The sequence below is a fragment of the Exiguobacterium sp. HVEsp1 genome (genome assembly GCF_002009685.1).
Taxonomy (GTDB): domain Bacteria; phylum Bacillota; class Bacilli; order Exiguobacteriales; family Exiguobacteriaceae; genus Exiguobacterium; species Exiguobacterium profundum.
Map to the genome: position 1 here is coordinate 2,118,838 of NZ_KV917367.1, position 12,492 is coordinate 2,131,329.

General features: G+C 51.3%; 11 protein-coding genes. 2 read left to right on the forward strand and 9 right to left on the reverse strand.

Translation table 11 applies throughout. The features are described 5' to 3' along the window. Positions 1-4: 4 nt before the first annotated feature. The 9 genes from ftsX to cspD all read right to left on the reverse strand — a co-directional run bounded on the left by ftsX (position 5) and on the right by cspD (position 9,905). Positions 5-907, reverse strand: a complete 903-nt coding sequence (gene ftsX / locus BV910_RS10865) for a permease-like cell division protein FtsX (protein ID WP_031422854.1) — start codon at positions 905-907, stop codon at positions 5-7. After that, entirely contained in the window at positions 897-1,583 is a 687-nt protein-coding gene (gene ftsE, locus BV910_RS10870; protein WP_078147321.1) for a cell division ATP-binding protein FtsE, read from the reverse strand. Before ftsE ends, ftsX begins: the two co-directional genes overlap by 11 nt. Before the next feature lie 353 nt (positions 1,584-1,936). Beyond that, a complete protein-coding gene (locus BV910_RS10875) occupies positions 1,937-3,544 on the reverse strand; it encodes a BCCT family transporter (protein ID WP_078147322.1) in 1,608 nt (535 codons plus the stop codon). Between the two features lie 112 nt (positions 3,545-3,656). Then, positions 3,657-3,992 (reverse strand): cytochrome c551, encoded by a 336-nt coding sequence (gene cccB / locus BV910_RS10880; RefSeq protein ID WP_031422851.1) that lies wholly within the window; start codon positions 3,990-3,992, stop codon positions 3,657-3,659. A gap of 108 nt (positions 3,993-4,100) precedes the next feature. Continuing rightward, positions 4,101-4,958, reverse strand: a complete 858-nt coding sequence (locus BV910_RS10885; RefSeq protein ID WP_031422849.1) for a YitT family protein — start codon at positions 4,956-4,958, stop codon at positions 4,101-4,103. Between the two features lie 61 nt (positions 4,959-5,019). Continuing rightward, on the reverse strand, positions 5,020-6,120 hold the full coding sequence (gene prfB, locus BV910_RS10890; RefSeq protein ID WP_078147323.1) for a peptide chain release factor 2: 1,101 nt from the start codon (positions 6,118-6,120) through the stop codon (positions 5,020-5,022). A 54-nt stretch (positions 6,121-6,174) separates the two neighbouring features. After that, entirely contained in the window at positions 6,175-8,697 is a 2,523-nt protein-coding gene (gene secA, locus BV910_RS10895) for a preprotein translocase subunit SecA (protein ID WP_078147324.1), read from the reverse strand. A 139-nt stretch (positions 8,698-8,836) separates the two neighbouring features. Next, on the reverse strand, positions 8,837-9,400 hold the full coding sequence (hpf, locus tag BV910_RS10900; protein ID WP_012726945.1) for a ribosome hibernation-promoting factor, HPF/YfiA family: 564 nt from the start codon (positions 9,398-9,400) through the stop codon (positions 8,837-8,839). Between the two features lie 307 nt (positions 9,401-9,707). After that, positions 9,708-9,905: a cold-shock protein CspD gene (gene cspD / locus BV910_RS10905; protein WP_012726946.1), complete on the reverse strand. Its 198-nt coding sequence runs from the start codon at positions 9,903-9,905 to the stop codon at positions 9,708-9,710. Between the two features lie 271 nt (positions 9,906-10,176). Between cspD and BV910_RS10910 the strand changes: the two genes are divergently transcribed. Both BV910_RS10910 and BV910_RS10915 read left to right on the forward strand, forming a co-directional pair. Beyond that, positions 10,177-10,671, forward strand: a complete 495-nt coding sequence (locus tag BV910_RS10910) for a competence protein ComK (RefSeq protein ID WP_031422844.1) — start codon at positions 10,177-10,179, stop codon at positions 10,669-10,671. Positions 10,672-10,746: 75 nt separating this feature from the next. Further along, positions 10,747-12,492, forward strand: a complete 1,746-nt coding sequence (locus BV910_RS10915) for a hypothetical protein (RefSeq protein ID WP_078147325.1) — start codon at positions 10,747-10,749, stop codon at positions 12,490-12,492.

Genomic DNA, 12,492 nt, shown 5'->3' on the forward strand with positions numbered 1-12,492 from the left:
TAAGTTAGATTTTCAAGAAACGACCGAGCGATGTCGTCGATCCCCAGATTCCGATGAACGCACCGAGTGCAAGTAAAACAAGCGATACTTGGACTGTTAGCGTCGATGGATCAATCAACTTAAATATATCACTATTCAATTGATCAAGCGATGGTTGTAAAGCACTATATGCAACGTCATATCCGAAATAAATGACAAGAATCGGGACGAGAGCCCCAAGCATTCCAAGGAGCAATCCTTCGATAAAGAACGGCCAGCGGATAAAGCTGTTTTTCGCTCCGACGAGTCGCATGATTTCAATCTCACGGCGACGCGAGAAGATTGTCATTTTAATCGTATTTGAGATCAAGAACATCGCCATCAATGTCAAACCGACAATCAACGCGAGTCCACCGATGCGAATCCCGTTGAAGAAGGCAAACATTTTATCGATGTAGTCTTTTCCGTATTTCACATCGTCCACATTATCGAGTGAACCGACCGATTTGGCCACTTCCTCTAGTTCTGTCGGGTCTTGTGCTTTGACGATATAGCGGGCGTGGAGCGGGTTGTCTTTTTCAACCGTTCCGTATGCAGCCGCATCATCGCCAAGCTGGTCTTGGAACTTCGCTAGCTCATCTTCTTTTGAACTGAACGTGACCGTCGAGACACCCGGCACCTGTTCAATGTTCTCCCCGAGTTTCTCAACCGAGTTCTCATCCGCTGTACGAGTGATGAACACTTGAATCTCGACATCATTTTCGACGTTATCTGAAATTTCATTGATGTTGAACATGACGAGTGCGAATACACCGACAAGTAGCAACGTAATGGTCACGGCACTAATCGCCGCGAACGACATCCATCCATTCCGAAGTGTTCCTTTGAACCCTTCACGCAAATGGCGCAATCCAGTCTTAAATATCATAGCCATATGCTCCTTTCTCTTCATCGCGCACGACTTTCCCGTTCTCAATCGCGATGACGCGGTGACGAATCTTATCGACGATGTCACGGTTGTGTGTCGCCATGACGATTGTCGCTCCGCGGCGGTGAATCTCTTCAAACACTTCCATGATGCCCCATGCTGTTTCCGGGTCTAAGTTCCCTGTCGGCTCATCGGCGATGATCAATTTTGGCTTGTTGACGATTGCGCGAGCAATCGAGACACGTTGTTGTTCTCCACCTGATAGTTCGTCGGGATAGTTGCGCGCCTTGTTCTTCAATCCGACAAGGTTCAACACATCCATGACTTGTTTCCGAATCGAAGACGTGTCCGCTCCTACAACTTCTAATGCGAACGCTACGTTCTCATATACCGTAAGTGACGGCAACAATTTGAAGTCTTGGAAGATAACGCCGAGTTGACGGCGTAGCTTCGGTACGTGTCGGTTTTTAATTTTCCCGACATCGAGTCCGTCAATCAACAATTGACCGGCTGTCGGCTTCTCCTCACGATAAATCATCTTCATGAACGTCGACTTTCCGGCACCGGAAGGCCCGACGACATAAAGGAACTCGCCGTCGCGAATTTCTAGATCGAGGTCATCCATGGCGACGACGCCGTTCGGATATACTTTACTGACTTTTTGCATCGAGATCATAACGTATTCCCTACCCTTTTTAAATTATTTTTAAGCATCTATGACGAATTTGAATCGATTATTTTAGTTACTGTATATTTCGCCTAGAGTCTTTTTTACAGGAAACGGCTCCCTCTGTCAAGGTGTCGCTTTTTTATGTTAGCCTGGTCAAAAAATCATCTAGGGCATATGTTGAAGCGACTACAATTATATCAATCCGACTTTTAAAACACCATTACAGGATTGTTTCAGTTCGATTGAGTTCGATGTGAAAATGTCGCGAAGAACCTCACTTTCTTAATCTCCCAGAGAATGTTGAAACCGCACTTCAAAAGGGTGCTCCCTAAGGAACACCCTTCACCAATACGCCACATTTAATCGTGTGGTTTTTCTTTCAATGCATCAAACGGCGACTTTTTCCGTTTCCGATACTTGATATGAATCGTTGAGGATTCATAGTCATCGGAAGCCCGGATATCCCGACTCGATACGCGGACGAATGACCAAGCAAGAAGGAACATGATGAGGATAAGCGGGAATCCACCGACGATACTCGCTGTCTGGAGCGTCTCTAGTCCGCCGAGGAACATGAGCGTGAGCGGCATGATAGCAAGCGCGAACGCCCAAAAGAGACGGTTCCAGACAATCGGCTCATCCTCGACATGTTTTTGCGTGACCGATGCCAAGATGTATGATGATGAATCGAACGTTGTCGCCAAAAAGATAATGGCAAGAAGCGTAAAGACGCCGATGACGACTTTCCCGAAAGGCAATTGGCCGATGATGGCGATGATTGTAGGTGCCGGGCCATTCGCCGCCATGTACCCGACAACATCGAACGTCCCACTTAGATGAAGGTAGAGCCCGTAGTTTCCGAGAATCCCAAAGAACAAGATGCATCCGAGCGTTCCGTACACCATCGTCCCAAAGATCATATTCCGAATCGTACGACCGCGTGAGATACGGGCGACGAACAATCCGACGAATGGTGCATAGACAAGCCACCATGCCCAATAGAACACCGTCCACGATTCCGGGAACCCGGTCGATGTGAAGCCACCGAAGTCACCGAACGGTTCCATCCACGTTGCCATCCGGAAAAAGTTATCCATGACGATTCCGACTCCATTGAACGTCGTCTCCATAATGAATCGAGTCGGACCAAAGATAAGCACGAACGTCAAAATCCCAAGGGCGAGCCAGATGTTCAAGTCACTGAGTACTTTGATGCCACCCTTCAGTCCAATGTAAGAACTGATGGCGAAGATGACCGTACAAATCAACATGATGACGGCCTGCATCCCGAGCGTGACGGGAATCCCTGTCAGTTCGTTGACCCCTTCGGCAATCATCGGGGTACCGAGGGCGAGCGTCGTCCCGGCACCACCTAATAATCCAAAGATAAATAAGATATCAATCAATTTACCGAGGGGTCCATCTGCCCATTTTCCGATAACGGGACGTACCGCTTCACTTACCTTTAAGACGGATTTCTTACGGACGTAAAAGAAATAAGCGATCGGCAGTGCCGGTAACGTATAGATTGCCCAAGCGATCGGTCCCCAGTGGAACATCCCATATGCTGTCGACCATTGAATCGCTTCCGGTGACTCCGGTGTCAGCCCGAACGGCGGACCTTCATAGTAATAGACCCATTCGATGACGGACCAATAGAGGATGCTGGACCCGATGCCGGCAGCAAATAACATCGCCGCCCAAGAGAATGTACTAAATTCGGGTTCTTCATCTTCACGACCTAATTTGATATGACCATTCTTACTGAAGGCAATGAAAATCAAAAATCCGAACGCACCTAAGCCCATTGCTAAGTACAACATGCCGAAGTTAGAGGTCATGTATTCGTTCGCCGCACCGACCCACGCTTTACCGGTCTCTGGGAAGAAGATGAGCGGTAACGTCACCCCTAACAGTAATACAAACGAGCCGATAAAAGTCGGCCAGTCAATCAGTTTCGTCTTCAATCGTCATCACTCCATTTCCACTATGTCTCACGTTACCTTAACAATATTTCCCCAAGCCTTAACACCCAAAACAAAAAAGCATGAGGTGTGTTCCACCTCATGCTGTCGAATCTTATTTTTTCTCAGCGAGCCAAGCGGCGACCGCTGTGATCTCTTCGTCTTTTTCAATGACGTTCGCAGGCATCGCGCCTTGACCGTTTCGAATGACGTTTTCAATCTCTTCTGCCGACAGACGAGCACCGACTTGCTCGAGTGACGGACCACTCATTCCTTCAAGGTTCGCACCATGACATGCCGCACAGTTTTGTGCGTATACCGCTTCCGCGTCAACCGATGCCGTGTTCGAGCCCGAATCCCCGTTGCTCGATGTATCCTCTTCTTCACCGCCGCCACATGCGCCGAGTGTCAGCATGGCGCCGAGGCCGATGGCCATCATCCATTTTTTCATAACCACGTTCCCCTCCTAAGTTGTAGAAATGACCTACATTTACCATTATAGCCGTTAACGTATGTTTTCTAACCTAATCTCACGAAAAGTACACAAAGATTCCACAACTTACGGCACGTTGATGTAACGCTTATCAGACGTAAACCCTTGTCCGAGCACCTCATGTGCCTCACTGAAGACGAGGAACGCCTCTGGGTCGATCCGACGGATGATTTCCTTCAATCGACTCACCTCGCTCTGACGGACGACGATCATGAGCATCGGACGGTCGAGACGTGAATACGCTCCGATCGCTTGGATCTCTGTCGCTCCGCGGTCAAGCTCCTCGAAGACGGCCCGGACGATAAAGTCCCGCTTCTCCGAGATGACGTAAGCCATCTTGTCCTGTGTGAACCCGAGCTGGACGAAGTCGATCATCTTGACCGTGATGAATAACGCGATGAGTGCATAGAGTCCGGTCGTGAACGAGAACGTCAAGGCCGCGGTCAAGACGACCATGCCATCGAGGATGGCGATACAGAGATAGAGCGGGATGTGCGTGAACTTATGTAAGACCTGCGCGATCAAGTCCATCCCCCCTGTCGAGGCGCGCCCCCGGAAGATGAGCCCGAGTCCGACCCCGACGCCGACACCACCGAAGATGGCCGCGAGGAGCGTATCGTCCACGGCCGCACCGGCATCGATCGCCTCATAGAAAAGAATGACACCCGGTAAGAAGATGGAGCCGACGAGCGACTTCACCCCGAAGCCGAGTCCAAGGATGGCCCAACCGATAATCAAAAGTAACACGTTAGCCACGAGCTGGAACGCCCCCGGCGAGATGCCGAACAGCTCATACGTGATGACCGAGATCCCGCTCACCCCGCCTGATGCCAGATTGTTTGGCAACAGAAATAAGCTGAAGGCCGAGGCGACGAACACTGAGCCGGTCAACAAATACAGATAGTCTTTGACGATTTGCTTCATTAAAGAAAGTCTCCTTTACACACAACATGGCCCAAAGACAGGTGTCTTTGAGCCACATGCATCACATATTTGTTTTACGAAGGTAGGCATCGATGAACGGCATGACGTCGCCGTCCATAACGCCACTCGTGTTCCCGACTTCATAGTTCGTCCGGTGGTCTTTGACCATCGAATACGGGTGGAAGACATACGAACGGATTTGGCTACCCCAACCGATGTCCGTCTTTTCCCCACGGATCTCGTCGAGTTTTCGTTGCTGCTCGTCGAGTTCGCGTTGGTACAATTTCGCTTTCAACATCTTCATCGCCGACTCACGGTTCTTGATCTGTGAGCGCTCGGTCTGACACGAAACGACGACGCCCGTCGGCACGTGCGTGATCCGGACGGCAGAGTCCGTCGTGTTGATGTGCTGACCGCCGGCACCTGATGCACGGTACGTGTCGATACGGAGGTCCTCTGTCCGTACTTCGATCTCGATGTCGTCATCGAATTCCGGCATAACGTCACATGACACGAACGACGTGTGTCGACGACCTGACGAATCAAACGGCGAGATACGGACCAAGCGGTGAATCCCTTTCTCTGCCTTCAAGTAGCCGTATGCGTTATGACCGACGATGCGGAGCGTGACCGACTTGACGCCCGCCTCTTCACCCGGGAGGTAATCGACCGTCTCGACTTTCCAGCCTTGTTTGTCAGCGAAACGTTGATACATCCGAAGGAGCATCGATGCCCAGTCCTGTGACTCGGTACCGCCCGCACCTGGGTGCAATTCGAGGATGGCGTTGTTCGCGTCGTATGGTCCGTTCAAGAGGATCTCGAGTTCGAAGTCATCAAACTCCTTCTTGAGCGCTTGAATCGATTCCGCGAGCTCTTCTTGCATCTCGGCGTCCGGCTCTTCCTTGATGAGTTCGAGCGTCACTTCGCCGTCCTCATGTTGATTGGCGAGGTCTTGATACTTGTCGACCATCGCTTTGAGTCCGTTTGACTCATCGATGACTTTTTGTGCCTTCTCCTGGTTGTCCCAGAAGTCAGGATACGTCATCTCGTTCTCGAGCTCGGCGATACGTGCCTCTTTCTCTGTCAAGTTGAGAGACGCTCTGTAATTCTCGAGGCGTTTCGCCATCGCCTCTAGTTCGTTCCGAATATCTGAAATTTCCATAGTGTGATTCACCTTTCCGTAGGAAAGAGGCGAGCGGACCCGCCTCTTCAATAATTAAGCCTGTTGTCTACCGTGACAGTTCTTGAACTTCTTGCCAGAACCGCACCAGCACGGGTCGTTCCGGCCGATGCTGTCTTCTTTCGAACGACGGACCGGTTTCTTCTTGACCGGTGCATCGCTCTTGCCAGAGACGGCGACTTCCTCTTCGACGACTTTCTCGCGGCGGAGGTTGTCCCCGACTTCGGCACGAAGGACGAAGCCTGTCACTTCTTCTGCGATTGCCGCATTCATCGCGTCGAACATGTTGATCCCTTCCGCTTGGTACTCACGAAGCGGGTCGTTCTGTCCGTAAGCGCGGAGGTGAATCCCTTGACGTAACTGATCCATATGGTCGATATGGGACATCCAGTGCGAGTCGACGGCACGGAGCACGATGATCTTCTCGAACTCGTTGAAGCGTTCGGGCGGCGCGAGTTCACGCTTCGCCTCATACTGCTCGTTCACGCGCTCCATGAGGAGTTCGATGATTTCTTCACGTTCTTTGCCGAAGAAGTCTTTGCCTTCGACCGTCTTCTCGAGCGCGAGCGTCTGGTTGGCCCAGTGCGCGAGCTCGTCGATGTTCCATTCTTCCGGTACGAGTTCGATCGGCGTGTATTGTCCGACACCGAGTTCGACCGTCTGCGCCATCATAGAACGGACGATATCCGTGACCGACTCGTTCTCGAGGATGCTCGAGCGGTCCTTATACATGACCTTCCGTTGGTCGGCCATGACGTTGTCGTAACCGAGAAGCTGCTTCCGCGCATCGTAGTTGTTTCCTTCGACACGTTTTTGCGCTGACTCGACCGCTTTCGAGACCATGCGGCTCTCAATCGGTTGCGTGTCATCCATCCCGAGACGCTCCATCATGCTTTGGAGGCTATCCGTTCCGAAGCGACGCATGAGCTCGTCTTCAAGTGACAAGTAGAACTGGGATTTACCCGGGTCCCCTTGACGACCCGCACGACCACGGAGCTGGTTATCGATTCGGCGTGACTCGTGACGCTCTGTCCCGATGATGTAAAGACCACCGAGGTCGATGACACCTTCTCCGAGCTTGATGTCGGTACCACGACCGGCCATGTTCGTCGCAATCGTGACGGAACCTTTTTGACCGGCATTCTCGATGATTTCCGCCTCACGGGCGTGGTTCTTCGCGTTCAAGACATCGTGACGAATCTTCTTCTTCGTCAAGAGTTTGCTCAAGTATTCAGACGTCTCGACGGCGACCGTACCGACGAGGATCGGTTGTCCCGTTGCGTGGACTGCCGAAATTTCTTCGACGACGGCTTTGAACTTGCCTTCCATCGATTTGAAGATGAGGTCTGCCTTGTCATCGCGAAGGATCGGTTTGTTCGTCGGAATCGTCACGACCTGCATGTTGTAGATGTTACGGAACTCTTCTTCCTCTGTCTTCGCCGTACCGGTCATCCCGGCAAGCTTCTCGTACATCCGGAAGTAGTTCTGATACGTGATTGTCGCGAGCGTCATCGATTCGCGTTGAATCTCGACGCCTTCTTTCGCCTCGATCGCCTGGTGAAGACCTTCCGAGTAGCGGCGTCCGTCCATGACACGACCCGTGAATTGGTCGATGATCATGACTTGCCCCTCACGTACCATATAGTCGATATCGTGATGCATGACCGCGTTCGCACGAAGGGCGAGCCCGACGTGGTGGTTGACGGCGACGTGCTCGATTGCGAACAGGTTGTCGATGCCGAAGAACTTCTCGGCGAGGTCGACCCCTTGGTCCGTCAAGAGGACCGATTTCGTCTTCACGTCGACCGTATAATCGTCTCCTTCTTTCAACGTACGGACGAACGCATCCGCGCGCGTGTAGAGTTCAGTCGACTTTTGAGCCGATCCTGAGATGATGAGCGGAGTACGCGCCTCATCGACGAGGATCGAGTCGACTTCATCGACAATCGTGTAGTAGAGCTCGCGTTGAACACGGTCTTCCTTATAAAGGACCATGTTGTCACGGAGGTAGTCGAACCCGAGCTCGTTGTTCGTCGAGTACGTGATATCACAGTTGTAGGCCGCCTGTTTCTCGACACGGTCCATGTTCGACACGTTGAGGCCGACCGAGAGACCGAGTGCGAAGTAGAGCGGCTCCATGAGTTCTTTATCTCGTTTCGCCAAATATTCGTTGACCGTTACGACGTGTACGCCACGGCCAGTGAGCGCGTTCAAGTAGACAGGAAGTGTCGCGACGAGCGTCTTCCCTTCACCGGTTTTCATTTCGGCGATGTCGCCGTTATGGAGCACATAGCCCCCGATGAGCTGGACACGGTAATGACGCATCCCGAGCACACGCTCCGATGCCTCACGACAGACCGCGAACGCCTCCGGCAAGAGGTCGTCAAGTGTCTCGCCTTTCGCCAGACGTTCCCGGAACTCTTCCGTCTTCGCCTGAAGCTGTTCGTCGGACAATGCTTTGATTGGTTCGGCGAACGACTCGATCAAGTCGGCCGCTTTCTCTGCTTTTTTCAACATTCGTTTCTGTGGAGCAAATAACTCTTTCAAAAAGTTCGCCATACTCATATCTCCTCTGCACTCACTAAAAAATGCATGTTTTTTCCCTAATGTACAGTTTAACCGAAGTGGTGCCACCTTTCAAGGAAAGGCAAAAGGAAACGACCCCCCGAAGCCGGGAGGTCGTGTAGTGTCATGTATATTATTCAGGTTCGATCAAGCCGTACTTCCCATCTTTACGACGGTAGACGACGTTCGTGTTGCCCGTTTCTGCGTCAGAGAAGACGAAGAAGCTGTGACCGAGCATATCCATTTGAAGAATCGCCTCTTCCGTGTCCATCGGTTTCAACGTGAAGCGTTTCGTCCGCACGAGTTCGAGTTCTGCCTCGTCCTCATCGTAGACGGCCGGTGTATCATCAGGTCCTTCTAAAGACTTGAAGTACTCGCCGACGCCACCTTCTTTCCCGCGTCCTTTACGGTTGAGTTTCGTTTTGTGTTTACGGATTTGACGTTCCAATTTATCGACGACGAGGTCAATTGCCGCATACATGTCGAGGTTGATGTCCTCAGCACGGAGCAACAAGTTCGGCATCGGGATCGTCACTTCCACTTTTTGTTTCTCGTTATACACTTTCAAGTTGACGTAAGCCGTCTGTGCATCCGTAGGAGTTGTGAAATACCGAGTCAACTTCTCCAGCTTTTTCTCGACATAGTCTTTGATTGCTGGTGTGACCTCAATGTTTTCGCCGCGAATGTTATAAATCATCTGAACTCCTCCTTAGAAATAACCGCTTGAACCAATGATTCGTCGAACGAGACGGAATCTCCTGCTTCATTTCTTAAAAAAGAAAGGGGAATCAGGTGGCTCACTCATATTATACCCCGAAAACGCTACGATTGAAAACGTTATCATCAGAAAATAATGACAATTTTGTTCCGAATTCAACATTTCCTAGAACGAGCGAAAGGTATAGAAAGAAAATACCCATTCCACTCATTTTTAAACGCCTTTTTTTATTATGTAGACAAAATAAAAAGCCGACTCCCAAGGGAGCCGGCTTCGTGGTTTGAAATTATAATTTTACAACGTTAGCCGCTTGTGGGCCACGCTCGCCATCAACGATTTCAAACTCTACATCTTGACCTTCGTCAAGTGATTTGTAGCCTTCAGATTGGATTGCTGAGAAGTGTACGAACACGTCTTTGCCGCCTTCAACTTCGATGAATCCAAAACCTTTTTCTGAGTTAAACCATTTTACTTTACCTACCATGTGTAAATCCATTCCTTTCACCATTGGAGAATACAGAGGATTGTCCTCTACGGGTAATCTTACCATCTTCTTGTAAGCGTGACAAATACTTTCTCAATTATTTGTAAACGTTTCGTCATTTGGCTTTCATTGGAATTATATTTCCCTACTTTTCATATTGTCTTGTTGAATTTACATTTTTTGTGATATATCATTGAAGGGATGATTTAGGTTTGTGCCGTTTGTCTTTAGCCGATCCTGAAAATCTAATACGAGGAGGATGGTGCAGCGTATGCGCTCCTACTATTCTGAGGAAAAATATCGCATCACAAAGCGAACCGTGGCGATTCTCCCTTGCTTTGACATCATGAAGCAGTCACGGATCATTCTCGAGGATGGCACCGAGATTTCAACCCCGCTCCGGCCGTACCAGTTGTTGCAACTTTCTTGCCGCCAGTACAACAGCTCGATCGAGGAAAGAATCTTCATCGCCAAACGCGTCGCCGGCGTAAAAGGGAAAGTCCCTGTCGTGATTGAACCGACAACTGGACTCGTCTTCTTCCCGACGAAGTCTCCAAAACGAGACGATTGTGAATGGTATGCCTGGTCCCATATTCGAGACATACTGAACATTGAGGGTGAGCCGAACGGGCTTGTCCTCACGACTGATGGACATCAAATCCAAACGAACGCAACACCGTACGTCCTCCGGAACCAGCTCAAAGCGACAGGTGAACTTGTCGCCCGGTTCCAACAATTGAACGCGAGCCCCGTGCTCGAGTCCTGACACGCCTTCCGTCGAAAAGACGGAAGGTTTTTTTTCTATTGTATCGCTTCATTTTTTTAAAAAGAGGTCGATATTATGGTCGAGGTGACAAACATGCAAATTCAAGCCCAAGCGACCGCCGTCAGTTCGGTCTTACCAGGCATCCAGACGAACCGGACGTACAAGGCCGAACTCGTCAAACAAACAGGACCCGACTCCGCAATTGTCAAGATCAACGGTGAAGAAGTCGAGGTCACATTTAAAGATGGGCTTCCGAAAACGAACCCGTTCCAAGTGACGCTCGCCGAACAGGACGGCGTCTTGATGGCGACCGTCGTTCCTCCAAAGGAAGAGACACTTGAATCCGCACCACCTGCGTCCGCGTCGTCAAAGCTTGATGCGAAGATTCAGACGCTCCTCGCTTCCCTTCCACCTGAAGTACGAAGCGCGGTCAGCCGTCTGCTACAATCCGGACGCTTGCCGATGAACGAAGACACGGTACGCCTTCTCGAGACGGCGTTCAAAGGGGACATGCGGGACGTCATCCTACATTTGAAGACGCTCGACACTCCGACCGTTCCTCGTGAGATGGCTCGGGAAATCGCCGTCCTCTCTTTGAACGAAGCGAAACAACAGATCACACCGCCGGCGCCGAACGCTCCTTACCCACAAAAAGAGCGGTATGTCGAACTCGTCAATCTGTCACGTCCCGTGAGTGAACGCTTCACGCCGACACCGGAAACGATTGACCGGGTCATCCGTGACCTCACGCCGACGACACCGATATCATCGCGTCCGATTGAATCTGAATCGCGCCAAGCGATGCCGCTTCCTCCAATCAACGGGAAGCAAGTGATGGTGAAGGAAGTGACGTCACATCTAGCGACCGTCACGAACACGTTCCGAAACGAGCAGGCGACCGTCACGAAACAACTCGGACAAGTTGCTACGTTGATCGAGACGAACCCGCATGCGGCACGCCCTGCCCTCGAGACCGTCTCGACCCGTCTGACACAACTCGTCCAAAAGACGGACGCCTTGCTTCATACCGACGTGACGCAAGAGAAGCAATTGGTCGCCATGACGGCCAAACTCGACGTCGCGTTGTCGTTGCTTGCGACGAAACCACAAGAGAGTGCGACACTCGTCAAAGAGGTCCGGGCGGCACTGAATGATTTCCGTTATGCGCCGAACCAGACACGCATCGAATATATCCCGCACGGGGCGACACGTGCCGGCGAGATGCCGACCGTCGCGCCACTCAAGCTCGATTCGACATTATCTGGACGACACATCCAGGAAGTAGCGCAACGTGTGCAGACACAGGCACAGCTCGCCCAAGCGACGTCCAATACGCCGACATCAGCTTTATCGGTACGTGGAGATACGACGAACCCCGAGGCGCAACGCCTCGCCTCGTTCTTCCAAGTCCAACAGACGCTCAACCGCCTTGATGGCGGTCAGCTCCATCAACTCTTGTTCGCCCTACCGGCAAAAGTTCAAGAGATCGACACCGGAATCCATGTCCATATCCAAAACCGGGAGGCCGGGGACGTCGTCGACTGGGAGAACAGTGTCCTCTACATTCGTTTGGAGACCCCTCGCCTCGGAGAGATTGGCGTCAAGCTTGAGGCGAAGGACCGAAACCTCCGACTCACGCTTGAACATGACGATGCGACGGTCGAACGTCTTGCCCGTCCCCTTCTCGGGAAGATCGAACAGACGCTCGAGACGATCGGATATAAGAGTGTGACGACCCAGTTCAAACCGCTCACGAAGGCGGAGCGTGTCATCGAAGAGCCAACGATCGCACCGACGACCGGTTATGACTTTAGAATTTAG

What these genes read in the sequence shown, in the direction of transcription:
- ftsX (WP_031422854.1), bottom strand. Translation starts at nt 907, where the DNA reads ATGATATTTAAGACTGGATTGCGCCATTTGCGTGAAGGGTTCAAAGGA.
- ftsE (WP_078147321.1), bottom strand. Translation starts at nt 1,583, where the DNA reads ATGATCTCGATGCAAAAAGTCAGTAAAGTATATCCGAACGGCGTCGTC.
- cccB (WP_031422851.1), bottom strand. Translation starts at nt 3,992, where the DNA reads ATGAAAAAATGGATGATGGCCATCGGCCTCGGCGCCATGCTGACACTC.
- BV910_RS10885 (WP_031422849.1), bottom strand. Translation starts at nt 4,958, where the DNA reads ATGAAGCAAATCGTCAAAGACTATCTGTATTTGTTGACCGGCTCAGTG.
- prfB (WP_078147323.1), bottom strand. Translation starts at nt 6,120, where the DNA reads ATGGAAATTTCAGATATTCGGAACGAACTAGAGGCGATGGCGAAACGC.
- secA (WP_078147324.1), bottom strand. Translation starts at nt 8,697, where the DNA reads ATGGCGAACTTTTTGAAAGAGTTATTTGCTCCACAGAAACGAATGTTG.
- hpf (WP_012726945.1), bottom strand. Translation starts at nt 9,400, where the DNA reads ATGATTTATAACATTCGCGGCGAAAACATTGAGGTCACACCAGCAATC.
- cspD (WP_012726946.1), bottom strand. Translation starts at nt 9,905, where the DNA reads ATGGTAGGTAAAGTAAAATGGTTTAACTCAGAAAAAGGTTTTGGATTC.
- BV910_RS10910 (WP_031422844.1), top strand. Translation starts at nt 10,177, where the DNA reads ATGCGCTCCTACTATTCTGAGGAAAAATATCGCATCACAAAGCGAACC.
- BV910_RS10915 (WP_078147325.1), top strand. Translation starts at nt 10,747, where the DNA reads ATGGTCGAGGTGACAAACATGCAAATTCAAGCCCAAGCGACCGCCGTC.